25 protein-coding genes and 1 pseudogene are annotated in these 22,851 nt (G+C 62.6%); 11 read left to right on the top strand and 15 right to left on the bottom strand.

The window, feature by feature from the left end; genetic code table 11:
* The first annotated feature begins 230 nt into the window (after positions 1-230).
* Together NL154_RS13080 and ilvN are read left to right on the top strand one after the other, a co-directional pair.
* The gene (locus tag NL154_RS13080; RefSeq protein ID WP_434732786.1) at positions 231-2,021 is read left to right on the top strand and encodes an acetolactate synthase 3 large subunit; all 1,791 of its coding nucleotides are present in this window, start codon (positions 231-233) and stop codon (positions 2,019-2,021) included.
* 80 nt (positions 2,022-2,101) lie between these two features.
* Complete coding sequence (gene ilvN, locus NL154_RS13075) at positions 2,102-2,674, top strand: acetolactate synthase small subunit (RefSeq protein ID WP_210630667.1); 573 nt, start codon at positions 2,102-2,104, stop codon at positions 2,672-2,674.
* A 195-nt stretch (positions 2,675-2,869) separates the two neighbouring features.
* Here ilvN and NL154_RS13070 read toward each other — a convergent pair whose 3' ends face one another.
* Positions 2,870-3,718: an aldo/keto reductase gene (locus NL154_RS13070; RefSeq protein ID WP_210630669.1), complete on the bottom strand. Its 849-nt coding sequence runs from the start codon at positions 3,716-3,718 to the stop codon at positions 2,870-2,872.
* 79 nt (positions 3,719-3,797) lie between these two features.
* On the opposite strand from NL154_RS13070, the pseudogene NL154_RS13065 reads away from it, so the two are divergent.
* Positions 3,798-4,380: pseudogene (locus NL154_RS13065) on the top strand (LysE family translocator).
* On the opposite strand, the gene NL154_RS13060 reads toward NL154_RS13065, so the two are convergent.
* Complete coding sequence (locus NL154_RS13060; RefSeq protein ID WP_434732785.1) at positions 4,372-4,848, bottom strand: DUF2269 family protein; 477 nt, start codon at positions 4,846-4,848, stop codon at positions 4,372-4,374. The pseudogene NL154_RS13065 and the gene NL154_RS13060 overlap by 9 nt on opposite strands.
* Complete coding sequence (locus NL154_RS13055) at positions 4,848-6,119, bottom strand: SDR family oxidoreductase (protein WP_434732784.1); 1,272 nt, start codon at positions 6,117-6,119, stop codon at positions 4,848-4,850. Before NL154_RS13055 ends, NL154_RS13060 begins: the two co-directional genes overlap by 1 nt.
* A gap of 208 nt (positions 6,120-6,327) precedes the next feature.
* Between NL154_RS13055 and nthA the strand changes: the two genes are divergently transcribed.
* The 3 genes from nthA to NL154_RS13040 are packed head-to-tail and all read left to right on the top strand — an operon-like array spanning position 6,328 to position 7,989.
* Entirely contained in the window at positions 6,328-6,975 is a 648-nt protein-coding gene (gene nthA / locus NL154_RS13050; RefSeq protein ID WP_210630672.1) for a nitrile hydratase subunit alpha, read from the top strand.
* The gene (nthB, locus tag NL154_RS13045) at positions 6,972-7,631 is read left to right on the top strand and encodes a nitrile hydratase subunit beta (RefSeq protein ID WP_210630673.1); all 660 of its coding nucleotides are present in this window, start codon (positions 6,972-6,974) and stop codon (positions 7,629-7,631) included. The genes nthA and nthB overlap by 4 nt, the downstream gene beginning before the upstream one ends.
* Positions 7,618-7,989: a nitrile hydratase accessory protein gene (locus tag NL154_RS13040; protein ID WP_210630674.1), complete on the top strand. Its 372-nt coding sequence runs from the start codon at positions 7,618-7,620 to the stop codon at positions 7,987-7,989. Before nthB ends, NL154_RS13040 begins: the two co-directional genes overlap by 14 nt.
* Before the next feature lie 3 nt (positions 7,990-7,992).
* On the opposite strand, the gene NL154_RS13035 is transcribed toward NL154_RS13040, so the two are convergent.
* From NL154_RS13035 to NL154_RS13025, 3 genes are read right to left on the bottom strand one after another with little or no spacing between them, the layout of a single operon-like run.
* Positions 7,993-8,775 (bottom strand): anti-sigma factor family protein, encoded by a 783-nt coding sequence (locus NL154_RS13035; protein WP_434732783.1) that lies wholly within the window; start codon positions 8,773-8,775, stop codon positions 7,993-7,995.
* Positions 8,772-9,287 carry an RNA polymerase sigma factor gene (locus NL154_RS13030; RefSeq protein ID WP_434732782.1) on the bottom strand — a complete coding sequence of 172 codons (516 nt, stop codon included), beginning with the start codon at positions 9,285-9,287 and terminating at the stop codon, positions 8,772-8,774. The genes NL154_RS13035 and NL154_RS13030 overlap by 4 nt, the downstream gene beginning before the upstream one ends.
* 31 nt (positions 9,288-9,318) lie before the next feature.
* Positions 9,319-9,699 carry a COG4315 family predicted lipoprotein gene (locus NL154_RS13025; RefSeq protein ID WP_221145485.1) on the bottom strand — a complete coding sequence of 127 codons (381 nt, stop codon included), beginning with the start codon at positions 9,697-9,699 and terminating at the stop codon, positions 9,319-9,321.
* A 236-nt stretch (positions 9,700-9,935) separates the two neighbouring features.
* Between NL154_RS13025 and NL154_RS13020 the strand changes: the two genes are divergently transcribed.
* Entirely contained in the window at positions 9,936-10,424 is a 489-nt protein-coding gene (locus tag NL154_RS13020) for an RrF2 family transcriptional regulator (RefSeq protein ID WP_210630681.1), read from the top strand.
* Here the strand turns inward: NL154_RS13020 and NL154_RS13015 are convergent, their stop codons facing one another.
* From NL154_RS13015 to NL154_RS13000, 4 genes are all read right to left on the bottom strand, one after another.
* A complete protein-coding gene (locus NL154_RS13015) occupies positions 10,425-11,906 on the bottom strand; it encodes a cyclic nucleotide-binding domain-containing protein (protein WP_434732781.1) in 1,482 nt (493 codons plus the stop codon). It lies immediately after the preceding gene.
* A gap of 95 nt (positions 11,907-12,001) precedes the next feature.
* A complete protein-coding gene (locus NL154_RS13010) occupies positions 12,002-12,418 on the bottom strand; it encodes a cupin domain-containing protein (RefSeq protein WP_210630685.1) in 417 nt (138 codons plus the stop codon).
* Positions 12,419-12,484: 66 nt separating this feature from the next.
* On the bottom strand, positions 12,485-13,240 hold the full coding sequence (locus NL154_RS13005) for an SDR family oxidoreductase (RefSeq protein WP_210630687.1): 756 nt from the start codon (positions 13,238-13,240) through the stop codon (positions 12,485-12,487).
* Positions 13,241-13,306: 66 nt separating this feature from the next.
* Complete coding sequence (locus NL154_RS13000; protein ID WP_085778718.1) at positions 13,307-13,786, bottom strand: carboxymuconolactone decarboxylase family protein; 480 nt, start codon at positions 13,784-13,786, stop codon at positions 13,307-13,309.
* Positions 13,787-13,917: 131 nt separating this feature from the next.
* On the opposite strand from NL154_RS13000, the gene NL154_RS12995 reads away from it, so the two are divergent.
* Together NL154_RS12995 and NL154_RS12990 are read left to right on the top strand one after the other, a co-directional pair.
* Positions 13,918-14,844: a LysR family transcriptional regulator gene (locus tag NL154_RS12995; RefSeq protein ID WP_221145483.1), complete on the top strand. Its 927-nt coding sequence runs from the start codon at positions 13,918-13,920 to the stop codon at positions 14,842-14,844.
* A gap of 84 nt (positions 14,845-14,928) precedes the next feature.
* Positions 14,929-16,056, top strand: coding sequence for an ATP-dependent DNA helicase (locus tag NL154_RS12990; protein WP_210630692.1), 1,128 nt, complete (start codon positions 14,929-14,931; stop codon positions 16,054-16,056).
* A gap of 53 nt (positions 16,057-16,109) precedes the next feature.
* Here the strand turns inward: NL154_RS12990 and NL154_RS12985 are convergent, their stop codons facing one another.
* On the bottom strand, positions 16,110-16,802 hold the full coding sequence (locus NL154_RS12985; protein ID WP_221145482.1) for a MerR family transcriptional regulator: 693 nt from the start codon (positions 16,800-16,802) through the stop codon (positions 16,110-16,112).
* 431 nt (positions 16,803-17,233) lie between these two features.
* On the opposite strand from NL154_RS12985, the gene NL154_RS12980 reads away from it, so the two are divergent.
* Entirely contained in the window at positions 17,234-17,986 is a 753-nt protein-coding gene (locus tag NL154_RS12980) for a pyridoxine 5'-phosphate synthase (RefSeq protein ID WP_434732780.1), read from the top strand.
* 350 nt (positions 17,987-18,336) lie between these two features.
* Here the strand turns inward: NL154_RS12980 and NL154_RS12975 are convergent, their stop codons facing one another.
* Positions 18,337-19,242: an SDR family oxidoreductase gene (locus tag NL154_RS12975; protein WP_221145481.1), complete on the bottom strand. Its 906-nt coding sequence runs from the start codon at positions 19,240-19,242 to the stop codon at positions 18,337-18,339.
* A gap of 122 nt (positions 19,243-19,364) precedes the next feature.
* Between NL154_RS12975 and NL154_RS12970 the strand changes: the two genes are divergently transcribed.
* The gene (locus NL154_RS12970) at positions 19,365-19,781 is read left to right on the top strand and encodes a winged helix-turn-helix transcriptional regulator (protein ID WP_210630699.1); all 417 of its coding nucleotides are present in this window, start codon (positions 19,365-19,367) and stop codon (positions 19,779-19,781) included.
* A 99-nt stretch (positions 19,782-19,880) separates the two neighbouring features.
* Here NL154_RS12970 and NL154_RS12965 read toward each other — a convergent pair whose 3' ends face one another.
* The 3 genes from NL154_RS12965 to NL154_RS12955 form a co-directional block, all read right to left on the bottom strand.
* Positions 19,881-21,095, bottom strand: a complete 1,215-nt coding sequence (locus NL154_RS12965) for an MFS transporter (protein ID WP_221145480.1) — start codon at positions 21,093-21,095, stop codon at positions 19,881-19,883.
* Between the two features lie 108 nt (positions 21,096-21,203).
* Positions 21,204-21,827: a TetR/AcrR family transcriptional regulator gene (locus NL154_RS12960; RefSeq protein WP_221163991.1), complete on the bottom strand. Its 624-nt coding sequence runs from the start codon at positions 21,825-21,827 to the stop codon at positions 21,204-21,206.
* A 61-nt stretch (positions 21,828-21,888) separates the two neighbouring features.
* Positions 21,889-22,806 carry a bifunctional helix-turn-helix transcriptional regulator/GNAT family N-acetyltransferase gene (locus tag NL154_RS12955; RefSeq protein ID WP_210630705.1) on the bottom strand — a complete coding sequence of 306 codons (918 nt, stop codon included), beginning with the start codon at positions 22,804-22,806 and terminating at the stop codon, positions 21,889-21,891.
* Positions 22,807-22,851 lie beyond the last annotated feature (45 nt).

Raw genomic sequence — 22,851 nt, 5'->3', positions numbered from 1 at the left:
TTTTTGTTGCGGCATGCGTTGACGCTGCGAAATTTTCTGTCTATCACTTCCCGCCATGAAAATCGCAACGGCTCTTATCGTGGTGGGAAGGCGCATGGGCAGGATGGTGTAACCATCCGGCGATTGCCACCCATGCGCTAGATGACAGGTCCTCCGGGGCCTTTTTTTGTGCCCGAAATCGGGCTCCCGGCCACAAACGCAAATCCCAGCATCAAACGGAACAGACACAGATGAGCACGGACAATCAGGCGGCAGGCAATCGGATGACGGGGGCGGAGATCGTTCTCAAGGCGCTGAAGGATAATGGCGTCGAACATATCTTCGGCTATCCCGGCGGCGCGGTTCTGCCGATCTATGACGAGATCTTCCAGCAGGACGAGATCAAGCACATTCTCGTCCGCCACGAGCAGGGTGCCGGCCATGCGGCCGAAGGCTACGCCCGCTCCACCGGCAAGGTCGGCGTCATGCTGGTGACCTCGGGTCCGGGCGCTACCAATGCGGTCACGCCGCTGCAGGATGCACTGATGGATTCGGTCCCGCTCGTCTGCCTGACCGGTCAGGTTCCGACCCCACTGATCGGCTCCGACGCCTTCCAGGAATGCGACACGGTCGGCATCACCCGGCCCTGCACCAAGCACAACTGGCTGGTCAAGGACGTCAATCAGCTCGCCGCCATCATTCATGAGGCCTTCCGCATCGCCCAGTCCGGCCGTCCGGGCCCCGTCGTCGTCGACATTCCGAAAGACGTGCAGTTTGCGACCGGCACCTACACGCCGCCCGCCGATTACGCGATCCAGAAGAGCTACCAGCCGAAGATCCAGGGCGACCTCAACCAGATTCATGCTGCGATCGAGATGATGGCGAATGCGCGCCGTCCGATCATCTATTCCGGCGGCGGCGTCGTCAATTCCGGCCCCGAAGCCTCCAAGCTGCTGCGCGAGCTGGTCGAGCTCACCGATTTCCCGATCACCTCGACGCTGATGGGTCTCGGCGCTTATCCCGCCTCGGGCAAGAACTGGCTGAAGATGCTCGGCATGCACGGCTCCTACGAAGCCAACATGGCGATGCATGATTGCGACGTCATGGTCTGCATCGGCGCCCGCTTCGACGACCGCATCACCGGCCGCCTCAACGCCTTCTCGCCGAACTCGAAGAAGATCCATATCGATATCGATCCGTCCTCGATCAACAAGAACGTCCGCGTCGACATCGGCATCCGCGGCGATGTCGGCCATGTCCTCGAAGACATGGTCCGCCTGTGGCGGGCGCTGCCGAAGAAGCCGGAGAAGAATCGCCTCGAAGGCTGGTGGAGCGATATCGCCCGCTGGCGCGCGCGAAACTCCTTCGCCTATACGAAGAATAACGACGTCATCATGCCGCAATATGCGCTAGAGCGGCTCTTTGCGCATACCAAGGACCGCGACACCTACATCACGACCGAAGTCGGCCAGCATCAGATGTGGGCAGCACAGTTCTTCGGTTTCGAGCAGCCGAACCGCTGGATGACCTCGGGCGGCCTCGGCACGATGGGCTACGGCTTGCCGGCCGCCCTCGGCGTCCAGATCGCTCATCCCGGCAGCCTCGTCATCGACATTGCCGGCGACGCCTCGATCCAGATGTGCATCCAGGAAATGTCGACGGCGATTCAGTACGATGCGCCGATCAAGATCTTCATCATGAACAACCAGTATATGGGCATGGTGCGCCAGTGGCAGCAGCTGCTGCACGGCAACCGCCTGTCGCATTCCTATACGGAAGCGATGCCCGATTTCGTCAAACTGGCGGAAGCCTATGGCGCGGTCGGCCTGCGCTGCGACAAGCCGGACGAGCTCGACGATGCCATCGTCGAGATGATCGAAGTCAAGAAGCCGGTCATTTTCGATTGCCGCGTCGCCAATCTCGCCAACTGCTTCCCGATGATCCCCTCGGGCAAGGCGCATAACGAGATGCTGCTGCCCGACGAAGCTACCGACGAAGCGGTTGCCAACGCGATCGACGCCAAGGGCCGCCAGCTCGTCTAAGACTTAATAATTGCGCATAATCCTTTCCGAAAATCGTGGCCGATTTTTCGGGGTTATGCGGCGAGAGGAAACCCAGGACCATGAACGCACACCTTCAGCCCACGGGCTCTGCCTATTTCATCTCTCCGGAAACGACCGCGGTCGAGAGCCACACGCTCTCGGTTCTCGTCGACAACGAGCCCGGCGTCCTTGCCCGCGTCATCGGCCTGTTCTCCGGCCGCGGCTACAATATCGAGAGCCTCACCGTCTCCGAGACCGAGCACCAGGCACATCTTTCCCGCATCACCATCGTCACCCGCGGGACGCCGCACGTGCTGGAGCAGATCAAGGCGCAGCTCGAGCGCATCGTGCCGGTGCACCGCGTCGTCGATCTCACGGTACGAGCCCGTGAACTCGGCCAGGATCGGCCGATCGAGCGTGAAGTGGCGCTGGTCAAGGTGATCGGCGAGGGCGACATGCGCGCCGAGACACTGCGCCTTGCCGATGCCTTCCATGCCAAGGTGGTGGATGCGACGATCGACCACTTTATCCTGGAGATAACGGGCAAGTCGTCGAAGATCGACCAGTTCATCGCGATCATGAAGCCGCTGGGCCTGATCGAGGTCTGCCGCACCGGCATCGCGGCAATGAACCGCGGCGCGCAGGGGATGTGAGCCTGCTACCGCTGTCAGGTCCGTGCCGATAAGCTGCCCCTCACCCTAACCCTTCCCCGTAAACGGGGCGAGGCGACGTGCCAAATACAACGTCGAGGTGGATGAAGCCGGTGCGGCATATCCCCTTCGCCCCGCAAGCGGGGAGAAGGTGGCGGCAGCCGGATGAGGGGCTCTTAGCTGGGTAGCCGCTGTCGATCACAGCATCTCCAGCGGCTTTTTCCTGGCCGGTGGCGGGAAGGCGGCGTCGAGCGCTTGCCAATCCTCGTCGGTGATATCAAGCGAGATACAGTCGCGGTTTTCGCGAACGCGTTCGGCATTCGAGGTCTTCGGGATGGCGATGACGCCGTCGCGTTTCAGGAGGAAGGCGAGCGCCAGTTGGGCTGGTGTCGCCTGGTAGGCCTTTGCGATGTGAATTAGTTCCGGATGATGGAGGACGTGCCCCTGCTCGATTGGCGAATAGGCCATAACGGGGATGCCGCGGCTCCGGCACCAGGGCAAAAGGTCGAACTCGACGCCGCGGCGGGTGAGGTTGTACAGCACCTGGTTAGCGGCGACATTGGCGCCGTCGGGCACGCCAAGCAGTTCCTCCATGTCGTCGGTATCAAAGTTGGAGACGCCCCAGGCGCCGATCTTGCCGGAGGCCTTCAGCATCTCGAAGGCGGCGACGGTCTCGGCAAGCGGATAGTTGCCGCGCCAGTGCAGGAGATAGAGATCGATGCGGTCGGTGCCGAGGCGTTCGAGACTGTGTTCGCAGGCTTCGATCGTGCCTTTCAGGCTGGCGTTCCAGGGATAGACCTTGCTGACGATGAAGACCTCGTCGCGCCGTCCCTTGATCGCCTCGCCAACGATCTCTTCGGCGCCGCCGTCGCCATACATTTCGGCGGTGTCGATCAGCGTCATGCCGAGATCGATGCCGGCTCTGAGGCTCTCGATCTCGGCGCTCGCATGGCCGGCATCCTCGCCCATGGCCCAGGTTCCCTGGCCGAGCGCCGGCACTTCCGTGCCGTTCGGGAATGTGATCGATGGGATAGGGTCGTCCTGCATGGTCTTGATCCTGGGGAAGAGATTGGGCTGCGCCGCTATCTTTCAAGTAATCCTGTCACCATGACAATGATGCGATGGCATCGGCGATGCCCTCGTTCTCTTCGCCTTCACCACTTCGATCACGCCGGGGCCGAACAATATGATGCTCTTCGCCTCGGGCGTGAATTTTCGGCCTCCGCCGAACGATCCCGCATATGTTCGGCATTGGCGCCGGTTTCTTCTCGCTGCTGATCGGCGTTGGTTTCGGGATCGGGGCGCTGCTGCACACGATGCCCGTGGTCTATACGGCGCTGAAGTTCGCCGGCGGCGCCTATCTCGTCTGGATTGCCTGGAAGATCGCCTCGTCGCGCTCGCTCAGCGAGGGTAAGAGTGGCGCTGCGCCAATGTCCTTTGTCCCGGCGGCAGCCTTCCAATTGGTCAATCCGAAAGCCTGGGTGATGGCGGTGACCGCGATGGCGACCTATACCAATCCCGAGCTCTACCTCTTGAGCGTGCTGATCGTCGGCCTGGCTTTCGCGGTGGTCAACGTGCCGAGTGTCTCGACCTGGGCAGGTTTCGGTTCGGCGCTCCGGGAATGGCTGTCCGATCCGGTGCGGCTGAAATGGTTCAATGTCAGCATGGCGGTGCTTCTGGTGACGAGCCTCTGGCCGATGCTAAAATAGAGCGATCGAGGGTTTCGTCAGCATCAGCCAGAATATGCTGAGGACGGCCGTGAAGGCCGGAAAGCCGAAGGCGAACCAGATGCGGTAGAGGCTGTCATAGCTCGGCGGCAGAGCGCTTCCCGAGCTTGCCGCGGCGCGGGCGAGGTCGCGCAGTTGGATCTGAATCCAGACGACCGGCAGCCAGAACAGGCCGGTCACGACATAAAGCAGCAGCGACAGCGCAATCCAGCCCTCCGACAGGTCCCAGCCGATCGACCGCGCCAGGAGATAGCCGCTCACCGGCTGGAGAAGGGCAGCGGTCGCCGTGAAGACGGTGTCGGCGATGACGACGGTTGCCGCGACATGGGCGATCAGCACGGGATCGCGCGTGCGGTGCGCCATCACCATGAAAAAGGCGATGCCGGCGCCGGTGCCGAAGAGCACGGTCGCGCCGATGACATGGGCAAGCAGTAGCCATTGCTCGAGCATCAGCGTTCATCCAGGGTGGCAAGCGCCGTGAGCGTCAGCAGGATGGACGGCAGCACCTTGACGAGCGGGCCGAGCGGATCGAGCCAGAGGGCGGGTTCGAGAAGTGTGCCGCCTGTGAGATAGGCCAGTGAGACGGCGAGCATGCCGAGGAGGGCGCGTCCGGCGAGCGGGCGGACAAGGACGGCGGCGCCGAGCGCGATATCGATGAGGCAAGTGACAAGCGTCAGCACCGTCGCCGCCGCTTCGGGCATGAAGGGCAGGAAATGCGCGGAGGCCTTCTGCACCGCCAGCAGCGGAATCAGGCCGGAGAGCAGCCAGAAGACCGACAGGCCTGCTATGACCAGCGGCTTCAGGAGATAGAGCCTGGCGAACCAGAGATCCTGCACGCCGGAGGGATTGGCCGAAAGCGTTGCCACGGCTGATGTCGCGGCAAGGCCGCTCTCCGCCTTCGCGCTTTTGATGCCTTCGGACATGACTGTCGTCGCTGTCGAGCGCAGCGGCGAACGCCAGCCGAGCAGGCCCGCGGCATCGGCGAGCCAGGTCACGGGCCGCGCAAGCCAGGCGCCAAGGGAAATCACGCGGGCGGGCGGCAGGCCCAGCCATTGCCGGTGAAGGCGCACGAGATCGGCGAGCGTCAGCACCTCGTCGGCGGCAAGAACGATATCCCCGCGCAGATCGCCTGCGACCGCCCGCGACACGGCCTCCGCCACGTCATCCACGGAAAGCGTTTCGACCGGGCTTTGCGCATGGGTGAGCGGCAGCGCCAGGGGAAAGGCGGCAAGCGCCCGGATGAGCGACGAGCCGCCATGGGCGTTGCGGCCGAGAACGAGGGCAGGGCGCAGGATGAGGTGAGGCAGGCCGCTTGCCGCCAGCGCCTCGTCGGCCTGCCGCTTGGTGGCGAGGAAAGGCAGTTCGCCGGCCGCGCCGGCCGTCCTTGCCGATATCTGCACGATCAGAGGATGGGAGCCTTTCGCGGCGGCATAAAGCGCCAGCATCGCCTCTGCCTGAGTGGCCGCCAGATCGTCCGATAGGCCGTCCTGCAGCGCGCCGGCGCAATTGACGACGACATGCTGGTCCTTAAGAATATCCTCCCAATCCTCAGCCTTCGTCATGCGCGAGAGATCAGCCCGCCGCCAGTTTATCGCCGGCTGCTTCAAGCGCGCTCGTGCGGGATTGCGGCCGAGCCCGGTCACGGCATCCCCATCAGCCGCAAGCCGGGCCGCGACGACGGAGCCTATGAAGCCGGTTGCGTCGAGAATCAGGATGTTCATGGCAGGAGATTAGCGGAAAAGTTCGAGGGGGATAGGAGGGCTTGGCGGGGTTTTGGGGTGTGATAGAAAGAGAAGAGATGTTTATGCGAGAATGCTTTGAGGAAGGGCCGGGCCTTGCCGCGAGTCCCCTTCTCCCCGCTGGGTGGAAGGGGTGTCCGGGCTACCGCGGAGATAAGAAACGGACGCTCCGTTCTGGGAGGACATTGCCTTGCACGACCATGACCACGACGATCTCCATCGTCATGCCCATGGGCATGACGGAGACAATCACTATTCCGACATGCAGGCGCGCGTCAAAGCGCTGGAGACGCTGCTGACGGAGAAGGGGTTGATCGATCCGGCGGCGATCGATGCGATTGTCGAGACTTATGAGACGAAGGTGGGGCCGCGAAATGGTGCGCGTGTCGTCGCCAAGGCCTGGAGCGATCCGGAATTCGCGGACTGGCTGAAGCGCGATGCGACGGCGGCGATTGCGAGCCTTGGGTTTACCGGCCGGCAGGGCGAGCATATGCGCGCCGTCTTCAATACGCCCGACACCCATAACCTCATCGTCTGCACGCTCTGCTCCTGTTATCCCTGGTCGGTGCTCGGCCTGCCGCCGGTCTGGTACAAGGCGCCGGCCTATCGCTCGCGCGCCGTCATCGATCCGCGCGGCGTGCTGGCCGAGTTCGGGCTGACGCTGCCTGAGGGGAAAAAGATCCGCGTCTGGGATTCGACGGCGGAGCTGCGTTATCTCGTCATCCCCGAGCGACCCAAAGGTACGGAGGGCATGGACGAGGCCGCGTTGGCTGGTCTCGTCAGCCGCGATGCGATGATCGGGACGGCTGTTGCAGGCAGCCCGGAGGCTCTGTCATGAACGGACCGCACGATCTCGGCGGGCAGATGGGTTTCGGGCCGGTCGCGCCTGAAAAGGACGAGCCTTATTTCCATATGGAATGGGAAAAGCGGGCGCTCGGCATCACGCTTTCCTGCGGCGCTTTCGGGGCCTGGACGATCGATGAAAGCCGGCATGCGCGCGAAAACATTCCGCCGGCCGATTATCTCGCGGCGAGCTATTACGAGATCTGGATACGAGGCGTCGAGACCCTGCTCGAACGGCACGGTTTTGTGACGCGCGAGGAGCTGTTGTCCGGGCATCGGCTGCAGGATGGGGCGGCGCCCAAACGGGTGCTGAAGGCAGAGATGGTGCCGGCAGTTCTCGCGAAAGGCGGGCCATGCGATCGTCCTGTCGAGGCCGCGCCGATCTTTGCGGTCGGCGAGACGGTGCGGACGAGGAATTTCAATCCGGCGACCCATACGCGCCTGCCGCGTTATGCCAGGGCCAAGACCGGTATCGTCGAAGCGGTGCAGGGTTCCTTCGTCTTTCCCGACGACAATGCGCATGGCAGGGGCGAGAACCCGCAATGGCTTTATACCGTCGTCTTCGACGGCACTGAGGTCTGGGGCGAGGGCGCCGACCCGTCGCTCACGGTCTCGATCGATGCGTGGGAGAGCTATCTTGAGCGCGTGTGAAAACCCCTCTCAGCTCTCGCAATCTCCGGGCCTGCCGAAGTCGCCGGAGGGTGATCCCGTCTTCCCCGAACCCTGGGCGGCCGAAGCTTTCGCCATGACCGTGCATCTGCATGAGAAGGGGCTGTTTTCCTGGAGCGAGTGGGCGGCGGCTCTCTCAAACGAATTGCATCAGCCCGGCCGGGCCGAGGACGGCAGCGACTATTTCGACTGCTGGGTGGCGGCGCTTTCGGGCATGCTGGTCAGTCGTGGCGTGGTGGATGCCTCCGCCATCCTTGATCTGCAAAAGAGCTGGCAGCGGGCGGCGGAAGCGACGCCGCATGGCAAGCCGATCGAGCTTGGCAACGATCCGCTGCGCTGAGCGTCACGACGGAAACTGCCGGTAGCACTCCTCGGCCACCGCGCGCAGCGCTTCGCGCGAGATTTCGCCGGTGACCGCATAGCCGAGCTCTCCGTCGATCCAGTAAAAGGTTTCGAGATTACCTGACGAGGCGAAGCGGAAGCTGGTCGTGCGGTTTTCCCGATGGCGCCCGACCATGACGGTCAGGCGCTCGCCGGCCTGGTTCTCGTACATGAACATCGCCCCCGGCTTGCCGTCGACCGGCAGCAGGCGGCCGCCGACCAGCTTGAAGCCGAGCGGCTGCAGGTTCGGGATCTTGAGGTTTTCGATCGCCAGGCGCTTGCCGAGCCAGGTGGCGAGATGAGCCTCCTCGTCGGCGAAGACCTCGACGGGATGGCGGACCTCGGCGGCATAGACGGTAAAGGCGGTCTCGGCCTGTTTCGGAAAGGTTACGGAGCCGGTAAGCTGCAGATCCGGCTTTTCCAGAAGGCCCGGGCCGTAATGGCCGCTGACGGCGCCGAGGACGAAGACGACGAGGGTTGCGGCGGCGAGTGCCCAGCGATTTCGCGTGGGCGAGACTGCGCGCGGGAGCGCGACCAGCAGAGGATCGGTCTTCCTGGCCTTCTCGTAGCCTGAAAACAGCGAGCGGATGCCGGCATTCTGCGCCTGCCATTCGGCGACCATCGCCGCTTCGTCCGAATTGTCGGCGAGGTAGGCTTCGATGCGCGCGCGGGCCATTTCAGGCAGTTGCCCGTCGGCATAGGCGTGGAGATCGGCTTCGGTGACGATCGGGTTGGTCTCGTTCATTTCGGCCTCCGAAGCGTAATGACGTTGTCGGCCTTCAGGTGCTCGGCGACGCGCCGGCGGGCGCGCGATAGGCGCGACATGACGGTGCCGATCGGGATATCGAGGGCGGCGGCGATCTCGTTGTAGCTATATCCCTCGATGACGACGAGCATCAGCACGGCGCGGTGCTCCTCCGAAAGGCTGTTCAGCGCATCGTTGAGCCGGGCGCGCTCCAGCGGATCGGCCGGCGGTTCGGGCGCTGCCATATCCTCCGCGGCATCAAGCTCGACCATGCCGGCGCGTGCCTTGCCGCGCCGGCCGTTGCGGTAGAGATTGGTCATGATGGTCAGGACCCAGCCGCGCAGATTGAGGCCGCGCCATTGGCCGCGGCGCGTCAGAATCTTCTCGACGCAATCCTGAAGCAGGTCCTCGCCATCGGCATCCGAGCGCGTCAGGCTGCGCGAATAGCGCCTGAGCGAGGGGAGGAGGGCCAGGATCTGGCCCTCGAATGTTTCGGGTGCGGGTGTCTTCACGCCGGTTCTCTTGTGATCAGGGCCTCTACGATCAAGGTTTGGCGAGATCCCAGTTGCCGCCGACGCCGTCGCCGGTGATGTCGCCGGCCTTCTTGTCCTTGACCCAGTAATAGAGCGGCATCCCGTCCTTGGCCCATTGCTTTGTGCCGTCCTTGCGTTCGATGATCGAATATGGACCATCGGCCTTGGCATCGGAAGCCGCCATCAGCGGAGGCCAGTTCTTGGCGCAATCGTCGTAGCAGTTGGAAACGCCCTTGGCGTCCTTCTTGAAGGTGTAGAGGGTCATGCCGTTTTCGCCGGCAAGCACCTTGCCCTTGGTGGATTCGACTTCCTTGACAGGAGGGGCGGCGAAAGCAGCACTCGCGGCAAGGGCGGCTGCCGCCGCGACGGACAGGAATTTCACGGATGTCATGATGTCTCTCCTCAGGTTGGGCTCGCAATGCTGCGATACCTGAGATGAGACACGGGACGACGCAAATTTATTCCCGGCTGAGCGAAAGTTTTTCGCGGAAAATGGCGGTTGCGGGACGATCTGCTCGGCGAAGGTGGATGTCTTCACTATCATCGCCGGTCATTTACATCATGCCCTCTTGCGGATATTCTATGTCCTTAATTTGGTTCGCGGAACCAGCCATTGCGAGTTGCTGAATGATCCTGAAAAGCCAGGTCGAGTGGGCGCTGCATTGCTGCGCCATTCTCGCGGGCCTGCCCGAGGGCAGGTATCTCTCCACCAAGGCGCTCGCCGAGCTTCATGGTCTGCCGAAGGAATATCTCTCCAAGGCGCTGCAAAGCCTTTCGCAAGCCTCGCTCGTCAATACCACGCTTGGCCCGAGCGGCGGCTACAGGCTTGCGAGATCCCCGTCCGAGATCAATTTCCTCGACATCGTCGAAGCGGTCGAGGGAAAGGCGCGCAGCTTCACCTGCACGAATATCCGGGAGAACAATCCGTGCCGGCCCGCCGGCTACTGCGACAGCAAGCCTTGCGCGGTCGCGCGCATCATGTGGGAAGCCGACGAGGCCTGGCGAAATACGCTGAGAGCCGTCCGGCTTTCCGATCTCGTCGGCACCTTATCCGAGGAGGTGCCGGCGGACATCTGGCAGAATACGTTTCAATGGGTCCTCCAGCGCGCCGGCTGATCATGCCCTGAAAATGGTTCTGATGGTGTTCAGGATGGCATGCGCGTTGCGGACCTGTTCCGGAGGCAGGGCGGCGCCGTCGCGGAAGCGTTCGGCGCGGCCGGCGAGGGCTTCGGCGATCTCTTCGGCCAAAGCGGGGCGTTCGGTGAGCAGCGGCGCGAAGGTCTCTTGGTCGATTTCATAGACCGTCACCGGGGTCAGGGCCTCCAAGGCGCAGATCTCCAGCATGCCGGCGAGCAGGCCGGTCTCGCCGAAGAAATCGCCCGGCGCAAACCGCCCGCGCTCTTCGCCTTCGCGCCGCGCCACGATGATGCCGGCGCGCACCATCATCAGCGCGGGCAGCATCTCGCCCTCCCGCACGATCACATCGCCCCTGCGGAACTGCCGGACAGCGGTGGTTTCGGCGAGTTTCTGCTTTTCATTTGATGTCAGCGTCGCAAAGACCGGAATGGCTTCGATCAGCGCAAGCGGTGTGACGCTCGGCGGCTTGGCGTTTTCTTCCGTGGGCAGGTCGGCCGCGAGGACATTGGCCGCGGGTGGGACGGCGAGAAGCAGGCCGGCGGATTTGCAATAGCGATAGACGAGATCGAGCACCTCGTTTCGCGCCGGCACGCGCTGGCTGGGGCTCGTCACCCGGAACTGCAGCTCGACTTCGAGCGCGGTGGCATCCAGCCCCTTCAACGCGACGACCGGCGGCGGCTCGCGCACGATCGTATTGCAGCTCGTGAGCGCGGAGAGCATGACCTGGCGGACCGATGCCGGCATCCGTGTCGGGGCGATGCGGATGGTGAGGATCAGGAGATGGGTCTCGTCCGGCCGACTCACATTGGTCAGGCCGAGTTTCGCGAGAAAGCTGTTCGGCAGGACGACGACATTGTTTGCGCCGGTCAGAATGTGCGTCGCGCGCCAGTTGCTTTCGGCGACGCGCCCTTCCGTGCCGTCGCTCAAAAGGATCCAGTCGCCGATGACATAGGGCCGTCCGAGCGTGAGCGCGATGCCGGAAAAGACGTCGGCGAGCGTGTTCTGGAGCGCCAGACCGAGAATGATGGCGACCACGCCCGACGTCGCGACGAGGGTGCCGATCGGCACGCCGAAGACGAAGGCGAGGATCGAGAGCGCCATGCCGATATAGACGACGCCGATGACGAGATCCTGAAGCAGCCGGGCCTCCCGCGGACTGCCCTCCAGCACCAGATAAAGCCTGATGAAACCGATGACGGCCCATGCCAGGTGGACCCACCAGAGCGATTTGGCGACGATGACGAGCAGGGCCTGCGGGTCTTCGGACTGATATCCCTGGAAACGGTGTGGTTCGATGCCGCTGCCGACGAGGATCAGCGTCATCACCGCAAAAAAGAGGATCTGCACCACCAGCCGCGTCGTCGGCCGCTGGCTGGAGAGGAAGTACCAGACGAGGATACCGGCAAAGCCGACCACGATCAGGGATATCAGCGGCTTGCCGAAGAGCGCGTCGTAGATCATCTCTGTCTGTCTCCGGAAGGGGCGGCGGCACCTGATTCAGCATGTCGGCCACCCGCGCAAGCGCGGGATTTGCGCGGATAGCCAATGGCGGGTCGTCAGTTCTGCAGCGGGAAGGTCAATTCCTTCTGGTTGGTGTCGACGACGAAGACGGCGAGCAGGCGGGCGGGCTCGGTCTCGCTGCCGTTGGCGCTGACGCCATGGCGGTCGCCCGGCATTTCGGAAAAGCTCTCCCCGGCCTGATAGACCTTGGCCGGGCCGTCATTGACCTGGCTGCGGATCGATCCTTCGAGCACGGTGGCGTAGATGAAGGCCGAATCCGGGTGGGTATGGCCTTCGGAAAAGCCGCCCGGGCCGTATTCGACCAGCACGCCCTTGATGCTCTTGCCCGGCACGTTCGGCAGTTCGTGCTCATAGACGAGCGTCACCTTCGCGGATTTGCTGCTGTCGTGGGCGGCGGCACCGGTCGCGGCGAGAAAGGCGAGCGCGGCGGCGATGATTGATGCTCTGATCATGGGAATCTCCTTTGTTGCTGAGGTGGAGAGGACGCGTCCGAGCGGCCGCGTCCTGAGGCAGGCCAATCACTTCGACCGGGCTGATTTGGCGAACCACTCTTCGAAGGTGATCGTGCCGAGCCGCGGATTATCATCGGAGACGAGCGACTGATCGTTCAGCCTTGCGCCGAAATATCGCGCCTCTGCATCGGCCTCGACGGTCCTCGGGTCTTTCACCGCCGTCAGGTAGCGGGCGACGAGCTCGCTGAGGCGGGCGCGCTCGGGACCTGCGATCTCGACCGTCGCATTGGCCGGGGCTGAAAGCGCCACATCGGTCATGGCGTCGGCAACATCATCGGACGCGATCGGCTGCACATAGGCGGGCGACAGCCGAACCGTCTGGCCGACCGTGCCGGATTGGGCGATGCCGTTCAGGAATTCCATGAACTGCGTCGAATGCACAATGGTATAGGGAATGCCCGAGGACTCGATCAGCTTTTCCTGGGCGAGCTTGCCGCGGAAATAGCCGCTTTCCTGCAGGCGCTCGGTGCCCACGACCGAAAGGGCGATATGGTGCTTGACGCCTGCGGCCTTTTCGGCGGCGAGAAGATTGCGTCCCGAGGTCTCAAAGAATTCGAGCACGGCCTGGTCCTCGAAGGAGGGTGAATTTGCAAGGTCGAGCACGACCTGGGCGCCCGCAAGCGCTTCCGCCAGCCCTTCTCCGGAGATCGTGTTGACGCCTGAGTTCGGCGAGGCGGCAATCACCTCATGCCCGCGTTTGCGCAGGCGCTCGACAGTCTTCGAACCGATGAGGCCGGTCCCGCCGATGACGACGATTTTCATAAGGGATCTCCTTTCGCTGCCGCGGCGCGGCAGCGTCAAAATTGAATCTTCTATGAATTGCGAGGCTTAGTTCAGGCCTGCCTTATCGAGGCCATAGGCTTTGTCGGCCGTGCCGGGCACGGTCTTGAAGCCGACATTGACGCGGTTCCAGGCATTGATGGCCATGACAACGAAGGTCAGGTCGGAGATTTCCTTTTCGGAAAGCTGGCCGCGAACCCGCTCATAGATCTCGTCGGGCACGCCGCCCTCGGGAAGTTTCGTCAGCGCTTCGGTCCAGGCCAGCGCTGCGCGCTCGCGGGGAATGAACAGGTTCGATTCCCGCCAGATGGCGACGTGATAGATCCGCAGCTCGCTCTCGCCGAGGATTTTGGCCTGCTTCACATGCATGTCGAGGCAGAAGCCGCATCCGTTGATTTGCGAAGCGCGGATCTCGACCAGGGCCTGCAGCTTCTCGTCGATCACGCTGCTGCGGAGCGCCATGCTGAATTCCATGAATTTCTTGAAAAGTTCGGGGGACTGCTGGGCGTAGTTCAATCGCTGGGTCATGTCTTTTTCCTCTAATTAAGGATATTTTGCATCCTTATGGATAAACGATATCCTTAATTGCTGGACTGTAAAGCCATTCTCGCCTAGTCTGGCGGCATAAAGCCTATGCGCAAAAGTATGAGGGGGCTGTCATGGATATCGTTTCGGCATTGCGGAGCTTTCAACGCGTCGTGGAGACGGGCTCGTTTTCAGCGGCAGCACACGATCTCGACGTGACCCAGCCAGCGGTCTCGCGGCAGGTTGCCGCACTCGAAGGTCATTTCAACACGCGCCTCCTGCATCGCACGACGAGCGGCCTGTCACTGACGGCGGAAGGGGAACGGATGCTGCCGATGGCGCTCAGGATTCTCGAAGCGGTGGAGGAGCTCGGCGATGCCGCCGGATCGGATGGAGTGGTCGCTTCGGGCAAGGTCCGGCTGAGCGTTCCGGCACCGCTCGGCCTCTATCTCAGCGAGCGGCTGGGCGATCTTCTCGCGGCCCATCCGAAGCTGTTGGTCGAGCTGCTTTTCAGGGAGCAGAGCTCGGATATGATCGAGGAGCGCCTGGATCTCGAAGTGCGCCTTGGCCCGGTCGCCGACAGCAGCCTCGTCTGCCGGCGGATCGGCTGGACGACGGCTTTCCTCGTCGCTTCTCCCGCCTATCTCGCACGCAGGGCGGCGCCGCGCGCCCCGAAGGACATCAAGGACCATGAATGCCTGTGCTACAGCAGGGCAGGCGAGGCCAACATATGGTCCTTCTCGAATGGCTCGGAGGACATATCCGTCAGGATATCGCCGCGGCTGACGGCCTGTAACGCCGTCGCCATTCACAGGGCGGTCCTTGCCGGCGCGGGGCTTGCGGTGCTCTCCCACGTCATCGCCATGCCCGACATTGCCGCCGGGCGGCTGATCCCGGTGATGAAGGATTTTCAGCCGAGCCGGCTGCCGGTTACCGTCGTCTATCCCTCGCGACGCAACATGCCGCTGCGCGTCAAGACTGTTCTGGATTTTCTGATGGATGCGATGGCGCAGGACCCGTCGATGTGCGCAGGCGGCGTGGACCGGGGCTGGGACGGGTGATTTGGCAGGATCTGCCGCCATCGGCCATGCGGTGTCAGTTTCCGCCTTGCCTAATAGCGGCGAATCCTGCCAAGTCGTCCGATCATGCAATTTGCGCCGCAACAAGACGAAGCCCTGAAGGCTGTTTCGAAATGGCTGAACGAAGGGCGCTCGCCGCTCTTTCGCCTGTTCGGCTATGCCGGAACGGGCAAGACGACGCTTGCCCGGCATTTTGCCGAGAATGTCGACGGCGACGTGCTGTTTGCCGCCTTTACGGGCAAGGCCGCGCAGGTGCTGCGTTCGCGCGGCGCCTCCAACGCCAAGACCATTCATTCGCTGATCTATCGCCCGCGTGGCGAGGAGGCGGTGGAGGACGAGGAAACCGGCAAGACTTCGATTGCGCCGATGTTTGCGATCAACCGGCAGAGCCCGGTGGCGAAAGCGGCACTGATCATCGTCGACGAATGCTCGATGGTGGACGAGGCGCTCGGCAAGGACCTGATGAGCTTCGGCACGCCGATCCTGGTGCTTGGCGATCCCGGCCAGCTGCCGCCCGTCAGCGGCGGCGGCTACTTCACCAACCAGGACCCGGATTATCTTCTGACCGATATCCACCGGCAGGCGCGCGACAATCCGATCATCAAGCTCGCCATGCAGGTGCGCGAAGGCAATGAGATCATGTATGGCGACTACGGCACCGCCAAGGTGATTTCGAAGAATGAGGTGACGCAGCAGCTCGTGCTCGATGCCGACCAGGTGCTCGTCGGTACCAACCGCACGCGGCGGCGCTATAATCAGCGGCTGCGCGAATTGAAGGGTTTTTCCGCCGATTATCCGCAGACCGGCGACAAGCTCGTCTGCCTCCGGAACGATCCGGCCAAGGGCCTGCTCAACGGCTCGCTCTGGCAGGTGATGACCTCGTCGAAGGAAACGACGAAGCCCGGCATCAATCTGCTCGTCCGTCCCGAGGACGACGACATGGATCGCGGGGCGGCCAAGATCAAGCTGCTGAAACAAGCCTTCGAGGATGTCGAAGGCGAGATTCCTTGGAACACCCGCAAGCGCTATGACGAGTTCGACTACGGTTATGCCCTGACCGTCCACAAGGCGCAGGGCTCGCAATGGAATGACGTCGTGCTCTTCGATGAGAGCTGGGCTTTTCGCGATACGCGGGAACGCTGGCTCTATACCGCGATCACGCGCGCGGCGGAGACGCTGACGATCGTTCGCTGACAACGCTCGGCCGGGGGAAGGGGACGGTGGCGAACGTCCGGGCACGACCCGGGCTAAGCTTGCACGATGCCGAGCAGGACCGCCTTGGCGATTGCCTGGAAGCGATTGTTGGCACGGAATTTCAGGATGATGCCGGCTTCGAGATCGCGGGTCTCGTCATGCTTCAGGTCGAGCGCCCGGGCGATGCGCTGGGTGGAATAGCCCTCTGCCATCAGTTCCAGGCAACGCAGTTCCTGCGCGGTCAGGCTGGAACTGTCCTGATTGTCGTTGAGCGGCGGCGTCTCCATGCCGTCGTCGAAATCCAGGAGATCGCCGACCTGTTGGAGCTGGCGGTGCAGCGTCGACATTTCGGCCGTCAGTTCGCGCTTGCGCACCTGCAAGGCCTCGCGAAACATCGCCTCGGCTGTTTCCTGCGAATCGGCCTTGCGAAGCTCGTCCATCAACTCCTGGATAACCGCGATCGGCATGCCTGTCTCGCGGCAGACTGTGATGACGGCCATGCGCATCACGTCGTCCTGGCCATAGACCCGCATCAGGCCGATGCGATTGGCCGAGATCAGTCCCTTTTCTTCGTAGAAATGCAATGTCCTGTGCGTAACGCCGAATGCGTTGGCCATATCGGCGATAGGCACCGGACCTCCCGGTAGATCCGGCGGCAGCGCGGCCGAAGGCAGGAACCGGTATTTCGACCGGGCCTCCGAAACGATACCGGCGGCAGCAAACAGGCGTTTGGAACCGTCTGGCATGAACCCTCCTAGGGCATCTTGTTGCACCTCATGCGGATTTGCCAGTTGCTTCCCGGTCGCGGCGAGTGGGGTTTCCTCTGAGCGTCTTACATGGGGAAAGAAGCAGTACGCGGCCTACGTTTACGCGACACAATGTCCACGTTATGCGTGAACGATCTTTTTTAGAAGTGCTAAAAATAATCTCTTTTAAATGGGATAGCAACGCGACGGCGTGCTTTGCAGGCTTTGCGCGATGGTTCTGGCAAAACACGCGCCGCACCCGCCGCATCTTCGCAGCGGCGGGAACTGCTATTCCTGGTAGCTCCTCACTGTTGTAATGCCGATCCATCAATGATCGGCGTCGCATTCATCTGCGATTCTCGTTGGCCATCGCCGGACACTTGGCTTAAAAGCGGGGCCACCCGTTTCCGAGACCGATGGATAATCCCGCCATGCCAGCCAAGCTCTCCGTGAACCTCAACGCTATTGCCATGCTGCGCAACCGGCGTGATCTGCCCTGGCCGAGTGTCGAAGTCCTGGGGCGCATAGCCCTTGCATCAGGCGCCAGCGGCCTGACGGTGCATCCGCGCCCCGATCAGCGGCATATCCGTTTTTCCGACCTGCCCGTTATCCGCAACCTGATCGACGATGAATTCCCCAAGGCCGAGTTCAACATCGAGGGATACCCGACTGACGAATTCCTCAAAATCTGCGCCGGCGCTGCACCCGAGCAGGTGACGTTGGTGCCCGACGATCCCTCCCAGGCGACCTCCGATCACGGCTGGGATTTCCGCAAACATCAGGCGTTCCTCACCGATGTCGTCGCCCGGCTGAAGAAGATGGGATGCCGGGTCTCGCTCTTTGCCGACGGCGACGGCGATGCGGAAGCGGTCAAGATCGCCAAGGCGGTCGGCGCCGACCGAATCGAACTCTATACCGGCCCCTATGGCGGCTGCTACGACGCGCCCGAACGGGCGGCTCCCATCCTCGAAGCGCTGGGAAAGACTGCAGACGCGGCGCTGGCGATCGGCCTTGGCGTCAATGCCGGGCACGATCTGACGGTCGCAAACCTGCCTGATCTGGTGAAGCGCATTCCAGCGCTTGCCGAGGTTTCCATTGGCCATGGACTGACTGCCGATGCGCTGGAATATGGCATGGCGGAAACGGTGAGGCGTTTTTGCAGGGCATGCGGGCAGAAGGTTTGAGGAAGGCCGTTGCCTCTGTGTTTTGACCGGAATCGAGTCATGACGTTTCTGGCGGCAGGCGCAGTGGGCGTATTGGGTCGTCAGCGCCCAAGGACTTGGGCGCACTGGATTCCTGCGACAAGCACAGGAATGAGGGAGATCAAAATAAGCGCTGTTGCCAGAATTTCCGGTCGCCATTGAGACAGCAGGTAACGGGAAGCGTTACCTTTCCGCCCCTCATTCCTGTGCTTGTCACAGGAATCCAGCCACGGCGCGTCCGCGCCGTGAATGACTCGTTTGCAGTAACGAGGTTTTCTCATTCAAAACCTGACCGCTCATCCCTGCGACACGCGCAGGGATGAGCGGAATGTTCAATGGGCATCGGCGCCAGCAGCCGTCAACGCAGCCTTATGCGCCACGAAGAAATCCTTCAGCGGCTGCGGCTGTTTACCCGTCAGCTTGATGAAGTCTTCGGTCATGATCTCGAACTTGCCGGCGCGGATGTTGGCGTCGGCGGAGACCAGCATGTCGGCGATGAAGCCGGGGAGGCCGGCGCCGCGGATGCCCTGGCCGAGCTGCTCGTCATTGACGTCGACCACGTCGAGCGGCTTGCCGGCGGCCCCGGAGACGGTGGCGGCGACCTGCCGGTTGGTCAGCAGTTCAGTGCCGGTCAGGGTATAGGTGGCGCTTTCGGAGGTGCCGGAGGCAAGCGCTGCGGCGATCGCCAGGGCGCAGTCGTCGCGTGCAATAGTCGAGATCTTGCCGTCGCCCGTGGCGCTGTACCATTTGCCGCCTTGCAGGTTGTGCGGCATGCCGTGCAGGTAATTGTCGTGATACCAGGCGTTGCGGAAGATCGTATAGGCGATGCCGCTCGCCTTGATAGCGTTTTCGGTGCCGAGGTGGTCGGGTGCGAAGATGACGAGCGAATTGTCCGGGGAAGGCATCGAAGTATAGGCAATGTGTTTGACGCCTGCCTTGGCGGCGGCAGCGACGGCAGCCTTGTGCTGGGTGAGGCGCTTGCCGGGGGTATCGAGCGCGTCGGTGCTGATGATCAGCAGCCGGTCGACGCCGGCGAAGGCCTTCTCCAGGCTGGCCGCATCATCGAAATCGGCCTTGCGGGTGGCGACGCCCTTGTTCGCCAGCTCAACGAGCTTTTCCGGGCTGCGCGTTGCCGCGACGATCCTGCCTGGGGCGACCTTGTAGGTGTCGATGAGGTGATGGATGACACGCTGGCCGAGCTGTCCGGCGGCGCCGGTGACCAGGATGGTTTCGCTCATACGTCATTTCCTTCTGCGTTTGATGACAGTCTCAAAAAGAGACTAACACTAGAATAGGAATTGACTTGGCGGTGTAAAGCAGGCAGTTTTTCGGCTCTACGTTACCAAAAGGGAACCAGCAGATGAGCGGCGAGGTCCTCAGTTTGAAGAACAGGATGCCGGAGATGCGGCGCGAGATCGATCTCGCTGGTCTCGATTTTTCCAACTGCCCAGTCAGGGACATGATGCAGCATATCGGCGGCAAATGGTCGACGTTGCTGCTTGAGATATTGGCGGCTCGGCCTTGCCGGTTTGGCGAGTTGCGGCGGATGCTCCCCGATATCTCACAGCGCATGCTGACGCAGACGCTGCGCGACCTGCAGAGGGACGGTTATGTCAATCGCGAAGTCTTCCCCACCAAGCCGCCGAGCGTCGAATATTCGATGACCGATCTCGGCCGTTCGCTCTACCAGCCGCTGTCGCAGCTCTTGAATTGGGCGGAAGCGAACCACGAAGCGGTTCGTGACGCTCGCTTGCGCTTCGATTCTGCAGAGAGCTAAAGCATGTCGCGATCTTTCAGATTCGCTATCATGCTTTAGGTCTTTCTTTTTCCGCATGTCTTAATCGCAAAACCGCTGCACGCTTTTGCGAGACATGCTCTAGGCTTTGTTGCCACGCCCTTCCGTCAGGAACAGCAGGAAGGCCAGCGCAGGGAAGGCGAAGCCGATCCACGACGTCATCGTCCAGCCGCCGGTCGCATAGGCCCAGCCGCCGAGCGCCGAGCCGAGCGCGCCGCCGCCAAAGAAGGTGGCCATGAAGAGGCCGTTCAGTCGGCTGCGATGTTCCGGGTTAAGGCCGTAAATGGCGCGCTGGCCGCAGACGAGATTGGTCGTGACGCCGAAATCGAGCATGATCGCGGCAACGGTGAGAAGGATCAGGGCGGCGAGCGAACCGTCGCTTGCGAAGTGGCTGATCAGGAAGGAGGCCATGCCGAGCAGCATGGCGATCGTCGAGGCGATTCTGGTCATGCCGCGGTCGGCAAGGCGGCCGGCGATTGGCGAGGCGACGGCGCCGGCGGCACCGGCAAGCGCAAAGAGGGCGATGCCGTTCTGCGTCAAGCCAAAAGCCGGGCTCGCGAGCAGCAGCGGCGTCGTCGTCCAGAACAGGCTGAAGGCGCCGAACATGCCGGCCTGGTAAAGGGCGCGGCGCTGCAGCACCCGCGAGGTCAGGGCCAGACGGGCCATGGAGGCCAGCAGTTCGCCATAGCCGAGCCTCGTCTTCGGCACACGGACCGGCAGGTTGGCGCGCAGCACGATGGCGAGCACGAGCATCAACGCTGCCGTGACGTAATAGACCATGTGCCACGAGGAGGCCTCGGCGACGAAGCTCGCGAAGGGCCGCGCCAACATGATGCCGCAGAGCAGGCCGCTCATGACATTGCCGACGACCTGGCCGCGTGTGGCATCCGGCGCCATGTTCGCGGCAAAGGGTACGAGCACCTGGACGGCGACGGAGGCGAGGCCAATGGAGAGCGAGGCGGTGAGAAACATCGCAGGCGTCGTCGACAGGGCGGCGCCGATCAGTGCCACGGCAGAGACGGCGATCAGCAGCAGCACCAGCCGGCGGTTTTCCGTGAGGTCGCCGAGTGGCACGATCAGCAGCAGGCCGAGGCCGTAGCCGATCTGCGTCAGCGTGACGATCAGGCCGGTTGCGGCAGGGGAGAAGCCGAGATCGGCACTGATCGGGCCGGCAAGCGGCTGGCCGTAATAGAGATTGGCGGCGACCAGCCCGCAGGCGGCGGCGAAAAGGAAGGTGAGCCAGGGGGATAGTGCGCGTGGAATGGCTTTATCCGGCGTAGTGGCTGAAATGCTCATCAGAAACTCCGGTATTCAAAGATCGTGAAAGTTGAATGCAAAAATGCTGGCTGCGGCCACCCGATCCTTGAGCGGATGCCACTATTTCGATCGTCTGGACGTACCCGTTCAGGTCACGAGCTTCATCGCCGCTTCGGCTGCGGCAACCATCTCCTGCCTGCTGCGTCCTGTTTTGCCGATGACGCGCAAGCCCTTGGTAAAGCAGAGAAAGGCGAGGGCGGCGGCATCAGGGTCCACCGTCTGCGGGATGGTGTGGTCGGCCTGGCCGATGCGGATGAGATCGGCCATCAGCTTCTCGTCAGCGGCAAAGGCAGTGGCGACATGGGCGGCCGTTTCATCGTCGAGCAGGGCGAAGTCATTGGCACCGCCGACGACGAGGCAGCCTTTGCGGCCGGCCTCGCCATGGGAGAGCTCCGTATAATACATCACCATCTGGAAGACCTTTTCGCGGCCTGTTTCCGCAGACGCGATCATGGCTTCCAGGCGCCGCCGGCCGAGTTGGCGATAACGGGAAAAAGCGGCGACAAAGATACCGCGCTTGTCCTTGAACGCCTTGTAGATGCTGCCCGAGGCAAGGCCCATCCCCTCGGCCAGATCGCTGATGGAGGTGGCGTGATAGCCGCGTTCGGAAAAGACCCGCAGGGCCGCATCCAGGGCCGCGTCCATATCGAACTCCCGCGGACGGCCACGGCTGCGGGTTCTTTGATCTGATGTGAGGTCGGCGATGGTCATGGCCCCTAATTAGGGAACGATCATTTCCAAATCAAGCGGAATTTTCTGCTATGCAGCAAATTCAGAGATCGAGTACCCATGTCTGCCCGTTCGCTTCCGGGCCGAACATCCGATGTCTCTCCTCGGAGACAAGTCGGAAGCCGGCCTTGACGTAGATCGCGCGGGCCGTATCCAGCATGTCGTTCGTCCAGAGCGAAAGCTGGCGATAGCCCTTGTGTCTGGCGAATCGGATGCATTCCTCGACCAGTAGCTTGCCGAGCCCGAGCCCGCGGGCGGATTTGTCGACATAGAGCAGGCGCAGCTTGGCGATGCCGTCGCCGCCATTGGTGACGAGGACCGAGCCGATATTGACGCCGCCGCGCTCGGCGATCCAGCAATATTCCTTCTCGGGATCGAAATTGGCGAGGAATTTGCCGGCGACCTCGGCGATCAGCGCCTCGAAGCGCAGGTCCCAGCCATATTCGTCGGTATAGAAGCGGCTCTGGCTCTCGACGATCCAGCCGATATCGCCGGCGCGATGGGCACGGATGATCGCCGGCACGGGCTTTGCCGCCGGGTCGAGCAGGGCGCGGATCGTGTTCATGGCCGAGACGACCGCCTGCGGCTCGCTGGCTGCAAGCGTGTCGAAACGGGCGGCGATCTGCGCATTGGCGCGTCGGCCGAGTTCTTCGAACTCTTTGCGTCCCCGGTCGGTGATAGTGATGATCTGGCTGCGCAGATCGGCTGGATCGGCGCTGTTATCGATCAGCCCTTCGGCGCGGAAACGCTTGAGGATGCGGCTGAGATAGGCCGGATCGAGATGCAGGTCGCGGGCGAGTGCGGTGGCGCTGACGCCCGCATGCGAGCCGATCTCGAAAAGGATGCGGGCATCCGTCAGTGTGTAGGGCGAGTCGAGATAGGCCTTGTTCAGGAGGCCGAGGAAATTCGTGTAAAAGCGGTTGAAGTCGCGGGCGGTTTCGATGAGGGCGATGTCGGACATGGTGATCTCCAGGGGGAGATCTCGCCAGACTGCTGACAAGGCCCG

Origin of the sequence: Rhizobium sp. YTUHZ044, from assembly GCF_051123975.1 — a bacterium.
Classification (GTDB): domain Bacteria; phylum Pseudomonadota; class Alphaproteobacteria; order Rhizobiales; family Rhizobiaceae; genus Rhizobium.
Note: the sequence above shows the minus strand (reverse complement) of the source record. Positions and strands in the feature narration are given on the sequence as shown.